The organism is Flammeovirga kamogawensis (assembly GCF_018736065.1).
Lineage (GTDB): Bacteria > Bacteroidota > Bacteroidia > Cytophagales > Flammeovirgaceae > Flammeovirga > Flammeovirga kamogawensis.
Genome location: NZ_CP076128.1, coordinates 4,081,534 through 4,100,136, shown reverse-complemented (window position 1 = coordinate 4,100,136; position 18,603 = coordinate 4,081,534). Strand labels below are relative to the sequence as shown.

Sequence of the window (18,603 nt, the reverse complement as noted above, 5' to 3'; positions counted from 1 at the left end):
TTTCAGCACATATAACAGGAGTCATCTTTGAATTGTGACAGTTTTTCTAAAAAAAATCATCGTTAACTTTTATTGATTAATGAGATAACATTCACTCATCTATTAAAATAATACAACTACATCATAAAGGTATATTCATTACAATAGTGATCGTTCATTCATACTTTTTTTACTAGTGAAATATTTTTTGAAAAAAAGTTGAAAAAAAAATTAAATTTTGTCACAAACAGCATAGACATTATAAAAAATAGAGACTTTTAGGGCTGACATTTTAAATAAAAAAACTGATAGTCACACAAAAACACGTCTCATAACAATACTAATTACCTATCAAAAACAGAGTTGAATTGTGAATCAAAAACTATATTTTTTAAATAATTGCTACACAAATAACACTACTTTACACTACCACTATTCTTTTTTAAATGATACGTTATTTTTAATAAGACAAGCGATATTATCAACTAAAATCATACAAAAAGCAAAACAATATAAGGTGACAAACAATTAACGATACAATAAATAGTACTTAAAAACCTATTAATATATGCATCATTTTTCAACAAAATACACTGATATATTAGAGAAGATAGATCAATTTTCTCCATTAAAATACGGGGGATCTAGAAATTATATAGATGGGGGTGTTTCTTATTTATCACCATACATTTCTAGAGGAGTTATTTCTACTCGACAAGTTTTAGATCACTTAATGCGAAAGGGTTATGACTTTTACAAGTCAGAAAAGTTTATTCAAGAACTGGCTTGGAGGGATTATTGGCAGCAAATATGGATTGATCAAAAAGAGCATATTGATTTTGATTTAAAGCACCCTCAACCTAATGTAGATCATTATAAATTACCAAAAGCACTTGCCAATTCACAAACAGGAATTGAAGCAATTGATAATGGAATAAATGCGTTAAAAGAATCTGGGTACATGCATAATCACATGAGAATGTATGTAGCAATGCTATCTTGTAACATAGGTAAATCACATTGGTTATTACCTGCAAAATGGATGTATTACCATTTACTTGATGCTGATTGGGCAAGCAATGCATTAAGTTGGCAATGGGTAGCTGGTGCAAACAGTAATAAAAAGTATGTGGCCAATCAGGCAAACATAAATAAGTATTGTCACTCTACGCAAGAGGGTACTTTTCTAGACATTACATATCAAGATTTTGAAAAAATAAAGACTCCAAAACACTTATTAAATTGTGTTCCTTTCACTTTATCAACAGAATTACCAAAAACAAACTCTTTAATTATAGACGAATCCGTTCCCACATTTATTTATAACAGTTACCAATTAGACCCAACATGGAACAGCACACTACAAGGAAACAGGATCCTCTTATTAGAACCTTCTCACTTTAATAAGTACCCAATAAGTGAAAAATCGCTTGATTTTATTATTGATTTAAGTAAAAACATAGATAATATTCAACTTTTTGTAGGTGAATTTACTGATTTACAGAAACAATTAGGGGCTTCTTCTATTTACTATAAAGAACATCCTACAACATCTCACTACATTGGAAATAGAGAAGAAAGAGATTGGATTTCTAATGTTAAAGGTAATTATTCATCTTTCTTTAAGTTTTGGAAAAAAGTAAAGAAAGAAATCTATGTAGTTCAGTAAATTTATAAAACCCACTAAATGCTATGGTATTCACTAAAAATGATATTCAAAATGCAGATCGTATCTATAGATTAAACCTCATTAATTCTGTAACAGGCATAAAACCAGGTAATTTAATAGGAACGAAAGATTCAGATGGAAACGAGAATTTAGCTATTTTCAGCTCAGTAATTCACCTAGGTAGCACTCCTGCTTTGCTAGGGTTTATTACAAGACCTTCGCAGAAAGTACCTCGACATACCTTACAAAACATTAAAGAAACAGGGGTTTACACTATTAATCATATACCAATACATAACATAGAGGATGCTCACAAAACATCAGCAAAATTTGATAAAGGAGTTTCAGAATTTGACGTATGTAATTTTACTCCTGAATATATAGAAGGTTTCAATGCACCATATGTAAAAGAAAGTCATTTAAAAATTGGTTTACGCTTTAAAGAAGAAATTCCTATCCCTTTAAATGGAACATCATTAATTATAGGAGAAATTGAGAATATTCAAATCAGTGAAGATTGTATAGATATCAACGGATATATAGATTTAGAAAAAAGTAAAAGTGCAGGAATTTCAGGTTTAAACACTTACTATAGTTTTAACAAATTAACTTCTTTCCCTTATGCTAGGGTTGAAAATTTTATAAATTCTAACACTATTTAGTAGAATGAAAAAACAACATCTACCTCAAAAAAAATGCATTGTGTGTGAACGACCTTTTAGTTGGCGAAAAAAGTGGGAAAAAGTTTGGAATGAAGTAAAATATTGCAGTAAAAAATGTAGACGGAATAGATCAAAAACCAATAATTTGATAAAAAGTTGTATATAAATATCAATTTATTGAATGTTTCTAAAATCTATGTTTTTAAAGAACTTTTTCGCTAAAATTTGACTTATATTTGTGTTCACTCATAAAAATCATAATATCAAAATATGGCGTCGACGAGAACTTGTCCTAGATGTAAAGGTAGAATTAATGATGCAGAATTTGTTAGTCACTTAGTGCGTTGTGACGGAAGCGGATCTGTAGTAACTGCTGAAGTAGAAGAATCAGTAGCTAGAGAGAAAAAAAATAAAGAAACTAAGAAGAAAGCAACTGCAGCAAGAAAAAAAGCAGCTCCTAAAAAAGTGAATAGTGCTGAAGTAGAGCTTCTTATGAAAAAATTTAGAATGACTGCAGAGGATGCAGAAATGTACTTGGTACAAAATCCTAACTACTTTAAGAAAGACTAATCTCTTTTCGAGAAAAAATTATAAAAGGCATTGTATAGCATATATACAATGCCTTTTTTGATGCGAATAATTACAATAAACACATAGTAACGCTAAATATTTTGCAATTTTTTTAACTCCTGACACATATATTTAAATTAAGTTAAATTTTATTAACTCTATTTTTTTAGCTAACCCTCACATCTAAATGTCATCTTATTGTGAAATTTTATTTAAACCTAATCAACCAGTCATTTTTACTATCTCTTCAATTATTCTAGAAGTTCTCTCTATTAATCTTCAATCTAACAAAGATTACTTCAATTATACCCACGAAAAGATATACGCATAGCCAACAACTATGCATAAAAAAGACTAACATTTCTATTAATTATGAAAAAACGAATATTCGCATTCTTATTTCTTTTTCTTGCCGCTCTTGCCTACGATGTAAGTGCACAAGATAAAAAAGAGGTATCAGGTGTTGTGAAAGATGGAAGTGAACCACTTCCTGGTGTAACTGTATTAGTAAAAGGAACTACATACGGTTCTATTACTGACTTTGATGGTAAATATAAATTAAAAGTATCTCCTTCAGATGTTATTATTTATCGTTTTATTGGATTTAAAACACAAGAAGTTCCTGTAGGAAATCAATCAACTATTAATGTTGGACTAGAAGCTGATGCTGAAGAACTTGAAGAAGTGACAGTTATGGGTTATGCAAAAACCGATGTTTCTTCTAATTCTGCAAAAGTAGAAAATGTAACTGATGTTGTTACACCTTCAGTAACAAGTTCTTTACAAGGTAAGGCTGCTGGTGTAAATATTTCTAGTAATTCTGGTCAACCAGGGGCTAAACAAAATATTGTTATCCGTGGTCAAGGTTCTATAAGTAATACTGCATCAGACCCACTTTATGTAATTGATGGTATCATCCAAGATGGTGAAGATATTAATTATAACTCTTCCCAAAGTGAAGCTGAAAGAGATCCTCTTTCAATGATTAATCCTGAAGATATTGAGAGTGTTGAAGTATTGAAAGATGCTGCCGCTACTGCACTTTATGGTGCAAGAGCTGCCAATGGTGTAATTGTAGTTACCACAAAAAGAGGTAAAAGTGGAAAACCTCAGATAACATTCAATACACGTCAAGGTATTTCTGTTGTAAATAAAGGAAATTGGTCAGCTATGAATGCAGATCAATTTGTAGATTCGCAAGCTCAAGCATTAGCAAATAAAAATGGAGGTAAACCTGAAGATTACTATTCGCAAATACCTGGTGTAACAGTTGATAGTAAAGGCAATCCAATTTATTCTAATACAGATTGGTCTGAACATGCATTTAGACAAGCAAGAATTTCATCATATGATTTAACAATGAGCGGTGGTAATGAAGATACTAAGTATTATGCTTCTGCTGGATATATGAATAATGAAGGTATTTTAGTAGGATCTAACTTCGAAAGATATTCATTACGTTTAAATTTAGATCAAAAAATAAATAAGCGTTTAACAGCTAACATCTCAACAAACTTAAGTTATACAGATCAACAAGACGCTAGTGGTGGTGGTGGATATTCTTCTCCATTATTAGCAACTTATATGCAATTACCTACTTTATCTCCTTATGATAGTAATGGTGAATTATTACCTCGAATCAAAGATGGCTCAACAGATGCTAACTTTTTATATGATATTGAAAAGGGAAATAAAGTTGTTATAGGGCAAGTAAGTACTCAATTAGTAGGTTCATTAAAATATCAAATTGCTGATTGGTTATCATTTAAACAAACAGGTTCTGTAAATTATCAAAACGCTCAAAGAGAAAATTATAGATCTCCTTTATCATTTGATGGTGCTGCTTATAATGGTTATAAAGAAGATAAAATCACATCTAATTCTAATATTTTAGGGAACTCTATATTTAACTTCTCAAAAACCTTTGGTAATGCTCATAATGTGGACGCAATTGCTGGTTTTGAATATCAGGTAAATAATAAGAAAAGATCATACTCTTATGGTGAAAATATTCCTGTTGGGTTAGAGAATTTAGATAATTCAGCTGCAAATAAAGATGCGAGTGGGTTTAAAGAGTCATATAAATATATGTCATATCTAGGCCAATTAAGTTATAATTATGATGGTAAATATTACGCAACTTTTTCTGCAAGACGTGACGGTTCTTCAAAATTTGCTAGAAATAAAAAATGGGGTACTTTCTGGTCTACTTCAGCTTCTTGGTATCTATCAAGAGAAGATTTCTTAGCAGATAACAACGTAATTACTCTTGCTAAATTAAGAGGTTCTTACGGAACAACTGGTAATGCTAATATTGGTAACTTTGATGCTAGAGGTTTATACAGTTATTATGGATACCAATCTAAAAGTGCAGGTACCTACAGACAAATTGAAAACCCAGATTTAAGCTGGGAGGTCAGAAAAAAACTAGGTGTTGGATTTGATATTTCTTTAGTTGATCGCGTTACATTAAATGTTGATTATTATAGAGAAAGATCTGAAAGTATTTTATTAAATAGACCTTTATCTAGCTCTAGTGGATTTACATCTGGCAAACAAAATTTAGGTATTATTCTTAACAAAGGTTGGGAGTTTGCTCTTACAACAACAAATATCCTTAAAACTAATTTTACTTGGTCTACATCATTTAATATCGGTATTAATAAAAATGAGATACAAAAATTAGATGGTCAAGATATTATTTCTGGAGTTAGAATATCAAGAGTAGGTTCTGCTGTTAATACTTTTTATTTAAGAGAATGGGCTGGTGCAGATCCTAAATCAGGAAATGGCTCATGGTATGCTAATGACGGTAAAGATCATGCTGGAGAAAGTGGATATTATAAACGTAATAACCGTTGGGCTACTTCAGATTATAATAAAGCTGAAAGAATTGAAAGTGGACAAGCAGGTCCTAAAATCACAGGTGGTTTAACGAACAATTTTAAATATAAAAATTGGGATCTATCTATTTTCCTTACTTTCTCTCAAGGCGGAAAAATATGGAGAAACAGTAATGTATATACTGATAACGATGGCTATTCTAAAAATAGAAATCAAGAAGGATATAGTTATTCTGTTAACCGTTGGAAAAAAGATGGAGACGTTGCTGATTATGCCAAATGGGGAGCATATGGTGCTAGTAAAAACTCTGATAGACAGTTAGAAGATGGCAGTTATGTATCATTAAGAAATATCACTTTAGGTTACAACTTCCCTTCTACTTGGGTTAAAACCTTAAGACTTGGTTCTGTAAGATTATATGGTTCTGCTCAGAACTTATTTACACTAACTTCTTACTCTGGAATGACGCCAATTACCGCTCCTATCCATGGTATTAACTTTTTCGAATATCCAGAAGGAAGAGTATTCACAGGTGGATTATCAGTAAAATTTTAATAAGAATTTATATACATTACTATGAAATTATTTAATAAAAATATAATAGTATCAATATTACTCTCAGCTTCTTTTATTAGTTGTAATCTTGATGTTGAGCCACAACAAAATATTGAAACAAAAGATGCTGCAGATTTACCTCCGCAAGATCTTATCAATGGCTTATTTGATAGATTTCAGAGAACTGCTTATTATGGAGCTGATTTTATCAGAATGGGAGATATTGGTACGGATCTAGTATCACAATATAATAGTTCAGGCCGCTTTGACGATCAGTACAAACTTCAGAAGAATCCTACTACTAGAGGTACAGATCCATTAGATTCTGATAAAAAAGCATATTCTACATATGATTATATATATGTTACTATTGCTGATGCTAATAGAGTTATAAATAGTTCATTATCTTCTAATACAGATACTGAAAGTTCTAATGCTTTAGGTCAAGCACATTTTGTAAGAGCAATGTGTTACCTAGATTTATTAAGAGCCTACGGAAGTGTTCCTTTAATAACTGAAGATATATATTCTTTAGATGTTGCTAAAGATTTTGCACCCGGAAAAGCTGATAGGAAAGATCTTTTTAGTTTAGTATTCTCTGATTTAGATAAAGCTGAAAAGCTAATTACAGAGACTAGTAAGTTTTTACCTTCTAAAAATGCTGCTTTAGCATTAAAAGTACGAGCTCTTTTATTTGAAATTGAATTAGATGCGTCTAAAGAAGCTACTAATTTTAGTGAAATTGATAAAATTGCTACTGATTTAGAGAGTCAATATTCTATTGTTGAAAAAGATTTATTTTTAGATTATTTCCAAAAATCAGGTGGTGCTGCTACAATTCTAGAATTAGAATTTGAGACAGATGAAAACCAAGGGAGTAATAACTTTGCTGGATTGTATTTATGGAACTCTGTTTATGCAGGTTATGGTGATTTTGTAGCAAATCCTAAAATTCTTGATGGAACTTTATTTGGTGATGTTTCTAAAGATATTCGTTGGAAAACATCTGAAAATATTGGTGAAGCTGCAATCATTAATGAAGATAATACAAAGTTAAAAATGATTATTCCTAGAATCTTCAAATTTTATACTTACAAAAATACTAAATCTTTAACTGCACCTAAGTTATTACGTATCGAGGAAGTAATTCTTACTCATGCCGAAGCTCTTGTTAAAACAAGTCCAACTAAAGCTGCACAATTAATTAATGATTTAAGAGCAAAGAGAATTGAAAACTATACACCTGTTGCAAATGTAACATTACAGGATGTTTGGAACGAAAGAGCAAAAGAACTTGCTTATGAAGGACATCGTTTATGGGACCTTCGTAGAACTAAACAGATGATCAATGTATACAGTTTAACAACAGGTAAAATAGAAGCTTCTGAAGATCCAACGATTGACGGAGGTAAAGACGGAGCTGGCCAACAAGCATGGTACCCAATTCCTGAAAGAGAAATGAATACCAACCCAACTTTACAATCAGAAGGTAATAACTGGGGGTATTAAAATATAAAATCGAATAGAGAAGAATATAGTTTTAGAGATTTCATTATTTTAATGGAATCTCTTTTTTTTTACTCTCCTCCTTTTATACATACATTCCTATACGGGAACTTCGTAAGTTTGCTTAATCTCACCCATCACAAAAGTACTATGTGCACTCCCAATATTTTCGATCTCCCCTAAATGGTTTAACACAAAATCTTGATACGCCCTCATGTCTTTTACCATCACTTTTAAAAGGAAATCATAATCTCCAGATACATTATAACACTCTGTAACTTCTTTTAAAGAGAGAATATCTTTCACAAATTGATGCCCAATAACTTTGCTATGTTCTTTTAAGGTGATATTACAAAAAACAACCAAATCTCTATCTAACTTTTCTCTGTCAAGTACGGCTACATACTTTTTGATGTATCCTTGTTGCTCTAGTTTTTTAATACGCTCATAAACTGGAGTAGTTGATAAATGAATTTTCTGAGCAATCTCTTTTGTTGTTATATCTGAGTTTTCCTGTAGAAAACGAAGGATCTTTAAATCCATTTCATCCAATTCTTTCATAGAAAATTTTTCTGTTATACTAGTTAATCAACCTCTCTAACAGACAAATATACTACCACAACTCAATATATAGTTTTATTTTCTTCATTTACACAAATAGATAGAATTACAAACTACGACAACTAGATTTGCATAGAAATTCAAACTAATTACACTATGAAAACAACAAATTTAGGATTCCCAAGAATTGGCAATAAAAGAGAGCTTAAAAAAGCTGTAGAAGGATACTGGAAAGGAAGTATAAGTGAAGAACAACTTAAAAGTACTGCTCAGGAAATCCGTAAAATCAATTGGTCTTTACAAGATGATAATCAAATTGATTTAATCCCATCAAACGATTTTTCTTTGTACGATCAAGTACTTGATTTAGCTTTTACAGTAGGTGCTATTCCAGAGCGTTTTAAAACGCTGCAACAGCAAGGTAATCTATCTGATATTGATCTCTATTTTGCTATGGCCAGAGGTTATCAGCAAAAAGGATTGGATATTAAAGCAATGAGTATGAAAAAATGGTTCGATACAAACTATCATTATATCGTACCTGAATTTACCAAAAATCAAGATTTCTCTTTATTCTCTTCTAAAGTAATTGATGAATTTAAAGAAGCACTTTCTTTAGGTATTAAAACAAAGCCTGTACTTATTGGTCCTGTAACTTTCCTGTTATTAGGAAAGGCTAAAGAGGATAACTTTGACTGTTTAGAACTTCTAGATAAACTGCTTCCTATTTATGCTAAACTATTAAAAGAACTCAAAAAATTAGGTGCCGAAAATGTACAATTTGACGAACCTTGTTTAGCTTTGGATAGTACTCCTTCCATAAGAAATAAAATCACTGCCGCGTACAATTATTTTGCAAACGAAGTCCCTTCATTAAAGATTTTTCTAGCCAATTATTTTGATTGCTACGGAGACAATTTAGCTACTGTTTTACAACTGCCAATCCATACACTACATTTAGATATAACACGTTGTGGAGAGCAAATAAATGATATTTTTACTGCTGATAATTTCCTTAGCACTCTTCATTTTTCTATTGGTATTATTGATGGTAGAAATATCTGGAAAAATGATTACCAAAAATCACTGACTACTTTATCCAAAGTAATCGAAAAAGTAGGAAAAGAACGTATATTAATTGCTCCTTCATGTTCTCTTTTACACGTTCCTTGTGATCTAAACTTAGAAACAGAAACTTCTAAAATCAATCAAAAAATACTTCCTTGGTTATCATTTGCCAAACAAAAATTAGGTGAACTTTCTGCACTTAAGCAGCTTGTTTTATCAGATAATTTTGAAAAGGAAGAAGACTACATTATTAATCAAAAAGCACTTCAAACCCGTAATCAATCAACAGTAGTTCATCAACCTAAAGTAAAAGAAAGGGTACAAAAATTAACAGCAAAAGACGCACAACGTAGCCACCTGTTTAAAACAAGAAAAATACTTCAAAAAGAGGCTTTAAACCTTCCATTATACCCAACAACAACAATTGGGTCTTTTCCGCAAACAAAAGAAGTAAGACAGTGGAGAGCTGCTTTTAAAAATGGACGATTATCTGCTGAAGAATATCAAAGTAAATTAGAAGAAGAAACGAAAAGAACTATTTCGCTTCAAGAAGAAATTGGTTTAGATGTTCTAGTACATGGAGAATTTGAAAGAAACGACATGGTAGAATATTTTGGCGAACAGTTAGAGGGATTTACTTTTTCTAGTTTTGGTTGGGTACAAAGTTACGGTAGCCGATGCGTAAAGCCTCCTATTATTTTTGGAGATGTATCTCGTTCCAATCCTATGACTGTTGCATGGACTAAATATGCACAAAGTTGTACAGATAAATATATAAAGGGAATGCTTACTGGCCCTGTAACTATTTTACAATGGTCTTTTGTAAGAGATGACCAACCAAGAAGTGAAACGTGTACGCAAATTGCGTTAGCCATTAGAGACGAAGTGCAAGATTTAGAAAGTGCAGGTATTAAAATTATTCAGATTGATGAACCAGCAATTAGAGAAGGTCTACCGTTAAGAGCCGTAGATTGGGCTACTTATTTACAATGGGCCGTTAATGCTTTTAAGGTAAGCAGCAGTGGTGTAAAAGATGAAACACAAATACATACGCACATGTGTTATTCTGAATTTAATGATATTATAAAAAGTATTGCTGATTTGGATGCCGATGTAATTACTATTGAATGTTCTCGCTCTCAAATGGACTTATTAAATGCCTTTGCATCATTTAATTACCCAAATGATATTGGACCTGGTATTTATGATATTCATAGTCCACGAGTTCCATCAAAATACGAAATGGTCGATTTAATTGACAAAGCAAAGCGCCATATCCCTGCCGAACAATTATGGGTAAACCCAGATTGTGGTTTAAAAACTAGAGATTGGCCGGAAACAAAAAAAGCTTTAGAAAAAATGGTGGAGGCAGCTGTTACAGCCCGAAAACTATTTACAGTCTTAGCATAAAATAAAATGAGCAATCTTAGTTTTTGTACCTCTAAGATTGCTCTTTATTCTCTTTAAAAAGCTCGAATAAACTCTGCTAAATTTACGTCTTTGTTTAAATTTAACTTCTTTCTTAACCTGTATCTTGAAGTGTTAGCACTCTCTGCCGATATTCCTAAAAGTTTTGCCATTTCTTTAGTTGTGAAATCTAATTTTACCAAAGCACAAATTCTTAAATCATAAGGTTTAAGGTTTGGATATTGATCAGATAAAATTTTATAAAACCCCTTATTTACGGCATTAAAGCGAGTTTCAAACGCTAACCAACTTTGGTCTTTGTTAAAATCAATTTCCTTGATTAATCTTTTAATATCATTAGATTTATTCTCTTTATACAACACTTTGAGCTTTTCTTTTATAGATAATAATAACTCATCTTTTGCCACTAATTGCAAGGTAGAACCCGTTAATTCTTGGTTCTGTACAGCCATTATTTCTTTATTGCTTTTTATTTCTAAATTTCGTTGTTGCTGTAGTAATACTCTTTCAGCCTTATGTCTATTTCTAATAGTTCTTACCCATACCACAGCAAGTACGGCTATTAATAATATGGAGATTATTAGCAGAATTGTTTTTAAAAACCAGATCTTTTCCTCTTGTTTTAGTTGATGCAAAGTTTGTTTTAAATATAGTGCTCTTTGCTCTTCTTGTACTTTTCTATATTTATCTTTTACCTCGAATAAAAACTGGTTTTTGGCACTTTTACTACTGTACAACGACTCTTCTAATTTTAAGGCATAAAACAAATAAGTAGTAGCTTCTTTTTGCTGTTTTAGTTGAGTTGCATTGACAGACAGTTTTCTATAAATATCAGGTACAAAGTTTAAATGTTTTCTAAATTTTTTAGCCGATGTAATAGCTGACAAATAATAATAGGTACTCCTCTTATACTGCTTCATACCCTTATATAAATCACCTAATAAAGAATAATAAACAACTGTGTAAGGACGCGTTTTTGTTTTGATTTTATTTTCTAAAGGAAGTAAAATAAATTCTGCCTTTTTGTACTTTTTTTCTAGAATATTTAAGTAGCCTTCTTCTGCATTTATAAAAAGTAAATCTTGTTTGTCTGATGAGGCTAACACTCTACTTTTCTGTAAATATTTCCTTGCAGATAGTACATCGTTTTCGTAGCGATAATGCACCGCAATTTGAAAATAGTTTGAACGTAAATCTTGCGTATATTTTTTATCATTTATAATTAACTCTTGATTAATTTCTAAAGCCTTCAAGTAATACTTTAGTGCATCTTCACGTCTTTCGTATAAACTATATAAAATGCCTAACCCTAAATAACTTTTAGCTATTGCACTCCTTTCTTGAAACTGATCTGCTAATAATAAGGCATCCCAATAATAAGAGTATGCTTTCTCATAATTTACCTGATTACAGTAAATCTCACCTAACTTATTAAAAGCATTTATAGTGGTTAATGTATCAGTTTTAGTTTTGTTCTCTGTTACTATTTGTTCTTGTTGTAAAATCAACTCGTTTGCTTCAGTATCATTGGATTCGTTAAGAATAAAACTCCACTCTTTATTTATTTCTGCTAACAAAAACGGAGTATTTTGTGCGTTTACATTCAACAAAAAAAAGAACATTATAAAAAAGACCGTAGCTAGTCTAAAAATTAGTTTGTCTATAGTAGTCATATCAAAAATGATTGCTTTATCCCCTAAATATCTAAAAAAATGTAGGTTTGTTCAGTAATTTTCCCCCAAAAATTATTTGCTGTCTATATGGAGTCTATATACCAATTACCAATTTAACCTATCATATACTCCATATTTGAACTATCCAAACAAAAAGAATCTCATTGGTAAACTTACTTACGTCTAAATGAACATCCATCTTAAATATAACTGTTGTATACTTTTACTTTTATGCTCCTTATTTTCTTGTCAGGTAGATATGCCTCAAGATGTAGCAAATGCTTATGAGCAACTTCCTGAAGAGCTAAATTTTAATACAGATATAAAACCAATTTTATCTGATAAATGCTTTGCCTGTCACGGTCCAGACAAAGGTAAAATATTAGGTGGTTTACAATTACACGATCCATCAATAGCCTATAAAGAACTGTCGGAGTCGCCAGGTAAATATGCAATTGTTCCAGGTAATGTTGTAGCCAGTGAAATTTATCATCGCATTTTATCAGACAATCCAGAGATGGTAATGCCTACACCTGATTTTAACTTAACGTTATCTCCTAAAGAAAAAGCAACGCTTATAAAATGGATAGAAGAAGGTGCAGAATACCAACCGCATTGGGCGTTTATGCCAATAGCTAAACAAAATCTTCCTGATGTTGAAAATGAGGAGAAAATAAATAACGAAATAGATAATTTTATTGTAGCTCGATTAGAACAAGAAGGACTGTCTCCTAGTCCAGAAGCAAAGAAAGAATTATTACTAAGAAGAGTAGCTTTAGACCTTACTGGTTTACCTCCTACTGTAAAAGAAATTGAAGCATTTAAAAAAGATAATAGCGAAGATGCTTACGAAAAACAAGTTGAACGACTTTTAGCCTCTCCACATTATGGAGAAAAAATGGCTTCGGATTGGTTAGACCTTGCCCGATTTGCAGATACACATGGTTACCAAGCAGATAGAGCTAGAGATATGAGCCCTTGGAGAGATTGGGTTATTAATGCCTTTAATACAAACAAACCCTACGATCAATTTGTAACAGAACAACTTGCTGGAGATTTAATGGAAAAACCAACAAGAGAGCAACGAATGGCAACAGCTTTTAACCGTTTACACCCTCAGAATATGGAAGGAGGTATTGTTGACGAAGAATTTAGAGTTGAATATGTTGCAGATAGGGCTTCTGTGGTTGGACAAGGTGTAATGGGGTTGACTTTTGCCTGTGCAAGGTGTCATGATCATAAATATGACCCTATCTCTCAAAAGAACTTTTACGAGTTATACAGCTTTTTTAATAATGTAAATGAAACAGGACAAATTTCTTGGGATCCTTCTGATATGCCCGTTCCTAATATGTTATTACCAACAGAAGAGCAAGAACAAAAAATTGACTTCATAAAAAAATCAATTGATCAAACGCTAGCCAAGAAAGAAGATGTTATAAAAAAAGAGAAAAAAACAATTGCAGAATGGATGGCTAATAATGAATATCAAAAAATCAGCTTATCCGCTTACAAAAAAGGAAAAGTAGCTCACTTTAACTTAGATAATCACCTTACTAATTCTATAAGAAATGGCATTGGTAAAATGGACAGGCAATTCAGTTCAAAAGAAATCCCTCATTATACAAAAGGAAAAAAAGGAAACGGTTTATTAATGGATGGAGATGCTTGGCTAGATCTTAAACCAATCGGCACCTATAAACGAAGCGATCCGTTTTCTATTGGCTTATGGGTAAATATTCCTGAAAAATTAAAAGAAGGTGTCATTTTTCATAAAAACAAAGGCTATCGTTTACATAGTTTAAAAGGGTATCACCTCTATTTGATTGACAATAAACTAGAAATTGTAATGGCACATACTTGGCCAGAAAATGCAATTATAAAAAGATCGATAATCAAAATACCTAAAGAGAAATGGACACATTTAGTAATGACTTACGATGGCTCTAGTAAGGCAAAAGGAATACAACTTTATATGGATGGGCAACTAGTACAAATGACCACCGAGAAAGATAACTTGTACAAAGAGATTATCTTTAATAACTACGAAGACGTAATCTACAGTAAAGCTATTGAACCCGGTTTAAAAATTGGGGGCCGTTGGAGAGGTTTAGGTATTAAGAATGCTAAGATTGATGATATTGGTGTATATAGCAGAGAATTAACGGCTCTTGAAGTAATGGAATGGGCAAGCCCAAAAACTGCGAGAAAATTATTAAGAACAAATAATGAGGTTCTTTCTACTACTCAGAAAAATGTTTTAACTGCACATTACCTTTCACAATTATCACCAGCTTATAAAGAAGTAGCTTCTACTTTAAACAAAGAACAAAAGCAGCTTTCACTTGCTATGGAAGATGTACAACAAATGATGGTAATGCAAGAAATGGATACATTACGTCAGGCTTTTATTCTTAAACGTGGCCAATATGATGCACATGGAGATTCTGTTTTTCCAAACACACCAGAATTTCTTCCTCCTTTTCCAAAAGAGTTCCCAAAAAACCGTCTTGGTTTAGCTAAATGGTTAATGAGCGATGAACACCCGCTAACTGCACGTGTGGCTGTAAACCGCTATTGGCAAAATTACTTTGGTAGAGGTATTGTAAATACCACTGAAGATTTTGGCAATCAAGGAGAAATGCCAAGCCATGGTAAACTAATTGATTGGTTGGCATTATCATTTATTGAAAGTGGATGGGATGTAAAAGCACTGCAAAAGAAAATTGTACTCTCGGCAACTTACCGCCAAAGCTCTTATTGTAGCGATGAACTTAGAGAAAAAGATAGAGAAAATATATTGTTAGCACGTGGCCCTGCCCTACGATTAACAAGCGAAATGATGCGCGACAATGCTCTTGTTGCTAGTAACCTACTTACTACTAAAGTAGGTGGTAAAAGTGTAAAATCGTATCAACCAAAAGGTTTGTGGGCAATGAATGCCATGAAATACGAGCAATCTACGGGAGATGATTTATACAGAAGATCTATTTATACATTCTGGAAACGAACAATACCTAACCCTACTTTACAAACCTTCGATCAGCCAGAAAGAAGTGAATGTACCGTTAGGAGACAAAAAACAAACACTCCTTTACAAGCATTGGTTATTTTAAACGACCCTACCTATATAGAAGCCTCAAGAAAAATTGGCGAGCAAATTACAAAATCATCGTCATTATCAGAAGGTATTAAACATGCTTACATGTCGCTTACAGGTAAAGAAATAATGACTGCAGAACTGGAACTGTTAATGGCTTTACAACAAAAGCAATATAAAAAGTTTAAAGAGAATATAGATAAAACCAAAGGGTGGTTAACAGCTGGAGAATACCGTATTGACGAATCTCTTGATACAAGTACTGTAGCAGCAAATGCAATTGTAGCAAGTGTAATTATGAACTCTGACGCTACAATTACCAAACGATAAACACCTACAAATAGACACACTATGGGACATCACGATAGATTACGATCAAACGATAGAAATTTACAAAAAGAAGAGGTAAAAATGGACCGTCGACACTTTCTTACAAAAGCTTCTTTAGGATTAGGTGCTGCTGCTCTTGGTTCTTTATTAGGAGCTGAAAGTATATTTGGAAAAAGTAAATCCTCTGGTGGAATTTTAGGAGACGGTACTCCACAATTACCTCATTTTATGCCTAAAGCCAAAAGAGTGGTGTACTTGTTTCAGAGTGGTGGGCCTTCTCAGTTCGAAACTTTTGATTATAAACCTAAACTTACAGATATGTTTGGGCAAGACTTACCCACGTCTGTAAGAGGAGAGCAACGGTTAACAGCCATGAGTGCTTCTCAGTCTTCGCTACCTATTGCACCTTCTATTTATAAGTTCGATCAGTATGGCGAATCAAGAGCTTGGGTAAGTGAACTGATGCCGCATACTGCCAAAATGGTAGATGATATGTGTTTTATCAAATCGATGTATACAGAACAAATTAACCACGACCCTGCCATCACTTTTTTCCAAACAGGGCATCAACTTCCGGGTAGACCGTCTATTGGTTCTTGGTTAAGTTATGGATTAGGTTCTGACAATAAGAACTTACCAAATTTTATTGTTTTAGTATCTAAAAATAGTGGTGGACAACCGTTATACTCTCGCCTTTGGGGAAATGGATTTTTACCAACTGAACATCAAGGTGTTCAATTTAGATCAGGAAAGGACCCCGTACTATTTTTAAATAATCCAGAAAATTATGATGGGGATGATAGAGCTGAAATGCTTGACTATCTAAAGGATTTAAATGAAGTGCAAAATACAGCCTATGGAGACCCCGAAGTAAATGCTAGAATTTCTCAATATGAAATGGCATACAGAATGCAAACCTCTGTACCAGAAGTAACAGATATGTCTGATGAACCTGACGAAGTTTTTAAAATGTACGGAGAAGAAGCAAGAGAACCAGGAACGTATGCTGCCAATTGTTTAATGGCTAGACGCTTATTAGAAAAAGATGTGAAATTTATTCAGTTATATCATAAAGGTTGGGATCAACATGTACATCTTCCAAGCGGAATCAAAAACCAGTGTCAAAATACAGATCAAGCAACAGCCGCACTATTAAAAGATTTAAAACAACGTGGTTTATTAGAAGATACACTTGTGATTTGGGGTGGAGAATTTGGACGTACAGTCTATTCTCAAGGAAAACTAACGGCTAATAATTACGGTAGAGACCACCACCCAAGATGTTTTACAATGTGGATGGCTGGAGCAGGTGTTAAACCCGGGTTTACTTATGGAGAAACAGACGATTTTAGCTACAATATTGTAAAAGATCCTGTGCACGTACACGATTTTCATGCTACGTTAATGCACCTTACAGGGGTTGACCACGAGAAACTAACATTTAAACATCAAGGTAGAAGGTTTAGACTTACCGATGTACACGGTAAGGTGATAAAAGACATTCTTACTTAAAAATCAGAAACTAACAGAAAAATGGAAACAAGAAGAAATTTTATAAAAAATACAGCTAAAGTAGTTGGGGCTACAGCGTTATTACCTGCTTTTAGCTTTAACACCATCACTAGTAAAAAAGTAAAGAAAGATGTAATTCTTGGCCATGATGATTATCAATATAAATTAAATAAAAATTGGGCTAAAATAAGTTCTGTAAGAAACCCTCTACTTAACTGCCACGAAATGGTAATGGACAGAAAGGGAAGGCTTATAATGATGGGAGATCATACCGATAACAACATTATGATTTTTGATAAGTCTGGTAAATTATTAGACTATTGGGGTACTGCTTACCCTGGTGGACATGGTTTAACGCTTTCTAAAGAAGGAGAAGAAGATTTTTTATTTCTAACAGATTCTGGTTGGTTTATAGATAAAAACGGAATGTGGATTAAACACAACGGAAGGGTTACAAAAACAACTACAGACGGACGTGTTATTTTTGATATTGGACACCCACAAACTATAGGATTATATAAAGAAGGCGAAAGCTTCTGCCCTACCGAAGTGGCTATTGGACCAAACGGAGATATTTATGTAGCAGATGGCTACGGACAAGATTATATTATTCAATACTCTGCAAAAGGAGAGTACATACGCCATTGGGGTGGGCACAACAATAAAGATTCTAATTACAACTTACACAATGCACATGGTGTAGCCATAGATTATAGAAACAAAAAGAACCCTGTTGTTGTCTGTACATCTAGAAATGATAACGCCTTTAAGTTTTTCACTTTAGAGGGTAAATACCTCCGCACATTAGTTCTCCCTAATATGTATGTTTGTCGCCCTGTATTTGATGATAATAACTTATACAGTGGTGTTTGTTGGTCGCAACCCGAAGGAGAAAAATTTGATTGGAAAGCACACACTGGTTTTGTTACTGTTTTAGAGGGTGACAAAGTAGTATCTAACCCTGGTGGAACACCTCCAATTTATAAAGGAAAAGAGCTCCAAAAATCGTATCAATTAGCAGATAAACCTATATATCATGGTCATGATGTTTGTATTGATGAAGACAAAAACCTTTATGTATGCCAATGGAATGCCAACAAAACAGGTCCATTAAAATTAGAACGTGTATAGTTTATTTTATCAATT

12 protein-coding genes are annotated in these 18,603 nt (G+C 32.7%); 10 read left to right on the top strand and 2 right to left on the bottom strand.

Annotated features, from left to right (window positions below; genetic code table 11):
- The first annotated feature begins 547 nt into the window (after positions 1-547).
- The 6 genes from KM029_RS16610 (at position 548) to KM029_RS16585 (ending at position 7,788) form a co-directional block, all read left to right on the top strand.
- Complete coding sequence (locus KM029_RS16610) at positions 548-1,648, top strand: FAD-binding domain-containing protein (RefSeq protein WP_144074312.1); 1,101 nt, start codon at positions 548-550, stop codon at positions 1,646-1,648.
- 23 nt (positions 1,649-1,671) lie between these two features.
- Positions 1,672-2,310, top strand: coding sequence for a flavin reductase family protein (locus KM029_RS16605; RefSeq protein ID WP_144074311.1), 639 nt, complete (start codon positions 1,672-1,674; stop codon positions 2,308-2,310).
- 4 nt (positions 2,311-2,314) lie between these two features.
- A complete protein-coding gene (locus KM029_RS16600; RefSeq protein WP_144074310.1) occupies positions 2,315-2,476 on the top strand; it encodes a DUF2256 domain-containing protein in 162 nt (53 codons plus the stop codon).
- A 104-nt stretch (positions 2,477-2,580) separates the two neighbouring features.
- Positions 2,581-2,880 carry a hypothetical protein gene (locus KM029_RS16595; RefSeq protein ID WP_144074309.1) on the top strand — a complete coding sequence of 100 codons (300 nt, stop codon included), beginning with the start codon at positions 2,581-2,583 and terminating at the stop codon, positions 2,878-2,880.
- Positions 2,881-3,252: 372 nt separating this feature from the next.
- Complete coding sequence (locus KM029_RS16590) at positions 3,253-6,279, top strand: SusC/RagA family TonB-linked outer membrane protein (protein ID WP_144074308.1); 3,027 nt, start codon at positions 3,253-3,255, stop codon at positions 6,277-6,279.
- A 21-nt stretch (positions 6,280-6,300) separates the two neighbouring features.
- The gene (locus KM029_RS16585; RefSeq protein WP_144074307.1) at positions 6,301-7,788 is read left to right on the top strand and encodes a RagB/SusD family nutrient uptake outer membrane protein; all 1,488 of its coding nucleotides are present in this window, start codon (positions 6,301-6,303) and stop codon (positions 7,786-7,788) included.
- Positions 7,789-7,884: 96 nt separating this feature from the next.
- On the opposite strand, the gene KM029_RS16580 is transcribed toward KM029_RS16585, so the two are convergent.
- Complete coding sequence (locus KM029_RS16580; protein ID WP_144074306.1) at positions 7,885-8,346, bottom strand: Lrp/AsnC family transcriptional regulator; 462 nt, start codon at positions 8,344-8,346, stop codon at positions 7,885-7,887.
- Between the two features lie 156 nt (positions 8,347-8,502).
- Between KM029_RS16580 and metE the strand changes: the two genes are divergently transcribed.
- Positions 8,503-10,824, top strand: a complete 2,322-nt coding sequence (gene metE, locus KM029_RS16575; protein ID WP_144074305.1) for a 5-methyltetrahydropteroyltriglutamate--homocysteine S-methyltransferase — start codon at positions 8,503-8,505, stop codon at positions 10,822-10,824.
- 53 nt (positions 10,825-10,877) lie between these two features.
- On the opposite strand, the gene KM029_RS16570 is transcribed toward metE, so the two are convergent.
- A complete protein-coding gene (locus KM029_RS16570) occupies positions 10,878-12,419 on the bottom strand; it encodes a tetratricopeptide repeat protein (RefSeq protein WP_158631086.1) in 1,542 nt (513 codons plus the stop codon).
- Positions 12,420-12,702: 283 nt separating this feature from the next.
- Between KM029_RS16570 and KM029_RS16565 the strand changes: the two genes are divergently transcribed.
- Genes KM029_RS16565 through KM029_RS16555 form a run of 3 tightly spaced genes read left to right on the top strand, consistent with a single transcriptional unit; the run spans position 12,703 to position 18,588 of the window.
- Positions 12,703-15,945 carry a DUF1553 domain-containing protein gene (locus tag KM029_RS16565; RefSeq protein ID WP_144074303.1) on the top strand — a complete coding sequence of 1,081 codons (3,243 nt, stop codon included), beginning with the start codon at positions 12,703-12,705 and terminating at the stop codon, positions 15,943-15,945.
- Positions 15,946-15,966: 21 nt separating this feature from the next.
- Complete coding sequence (locus tag KM029_RS16560) at positions 15,967-17,457, top strand: DUF1501 domain-containing protein (RefSeq protein WP_144074302.1); 1,491 nt, start codon at positions 15,967-15,969, stop codon at positions 17,455-17,457.
- A 21-nt stretch (positions 17,458-17,478) separates the two neighbouring features.
- Positions 17,479-18,588, top strand: coding sequence for an NHL repeat-containing protein (locus tag KM029_RS16555; protein ID WP_144074301.1), 1,110 nt, complete (start codon positions 17,479-17,481; stop codon positions 18,586-18,588).
- The last annotated feature ends 15 nt before the right edge of the window (positions 18,589-18,603 follow it).

What these genes read in the sequence shown, in the direction of transcription:
- KM029_RS16610 (WP_144074312.1), top strand. Translation starts at nt 548, where the DNA reads ATGCATCATTTTTCAACAAAATACACTGATATATTAGAGAAGATAGAT.
- KM029_RS16605 (WP_144074311.1), top strand. Translation starts at nt 1,672, where the DNA reads ATGGTATTCACTAAAAATGATATTCAAAATGCAGATCGTATCTATAGA.
- KM029_RS16600 (WP_144074310.1), top strand. Translation starts at nt 2,315, where the DNA reads ATGAAAAAACAACATCTACCTCAAAAAAAATGCATTGTGTGTGAACGA.
- KM029_RS16595 (WP_144074309.1), top strand. Translation starts at nt 2,581, where the DNA reads ATGGCGTCGACGAGAACTTGTCCTAGATGTAAAGGTAGAATTAATGAT.
- KM029_RS16590 (WP_144074308.1), top strand. Translation starts at nt 3,253, where the DNA reads ATGAAAAAACGAATATTCGCATTCTTATTTCTTTTTCTTGCCGCTCTT.
- KM029_RS16585 (WP_144074307.1), top strand. Translation starts at nt 6,301, where the DNA reads ATGAAATTATTTAATAAAAATATAATAGTATCAATATTACTCTCAGCT.
- KM029_RS16580 (WP_144074306.1), bottom strand. Translation starts at nt 8,346, where the DNA reads ATGAAAGAATTGGATGAAATGGATTTAAAGATCCTTCGTTTTCTACAG.
- metE (WP_144074305.1), top strand. Translation starts at nt 8,503, where the DNA reads ATGAAAACAACAAATTTAGGATTCCCAAGAATTGGCAATAAAAGAGAG.
- KM029_RS16565 (WP_144074303.1), top strand. Translation starts at nt 12,703, where the DNA reads ATGAACATCCATCTTAAATATAACTGTTGTATACTTTTACTTTTATGC.
- KM029_RS16560 (WP_144074302.1), top strand. Translation starts at nt 15,967, where the DNA reads ATGGGACATCACGATAGATTACGATCAAACGATAGAAATTTACAAAAA.
- KM029_RS16555 (WP_144074301.1), top strand. Translation starts at nt 17,479, where the DNA reads ATGGAAACAAGAAGAAATTTTATAAAAAATACAGCTAAAGTAGTTGGG.